Annotated in this window: 1 protein-coding gene; it reads left to right on the plus strand. The window is 52.6% G+C overall.

What is annotated here, in order from left to right; all coding sequences use genetic code 11:
- Positions 1–201 precede the first annotated feature (201 nt).
- Positions 202–422: phage holin family protein (locus I6F37_RS41520; protein ID WP_225154600.1), on the plus strand; the 221-nt coding region annotated here is incomplete at its 3' end.

Consider the following 422-nt stretch of genomic DNA (forward strand, 5'->3'; position numbering starts at 1 on the left):
GGGTGCACGCACCGCAATGACTATGTCTATCGTGTCTATAAAAATTGAAACTGTTGGTGGAACCCGCAGCGCCCGCAACAGGATGGGTATCCCACACCCGTCGCGAATCCATGATGAATGCTGCAGGTTAGTGCGCTAACGCCAGTCGTAATGCATCGCGATATCTATCGCCAAGGCTCGCTTTGTAGTTAAATGTCCTACATGCGTTACTTCATTATTCGGGTGTTAGTGAATGCATTGGCACTGGCGTTGACGATCCTGGTGCTGCCGTGGATCGATGTGCGGCCAATCGCCACCGAAGAACTGGCCGCGACCTATATTCTGCTGGGCCTGGTATTTGGCCTGATCAACGCGCTCGTTCGTCCAGCCGTGCTGTTCTTTACAGCACGGCTTTTGATTGCGACGATGGGTCTGTTTGTGAT

The sequence above is a fragment of the Bradyrhizobium sp. NBAIM08 genome, from assembly GCF_020193935.1.
GTDB classification, from domain to species: domain Bacteria; phylum Pseudomonadota; class Alphaproteobacteria; order Rhizobiales; family Xanthobacteraceae; genus Bradyrhizobium; species Bradyrhizobium yuanmingense.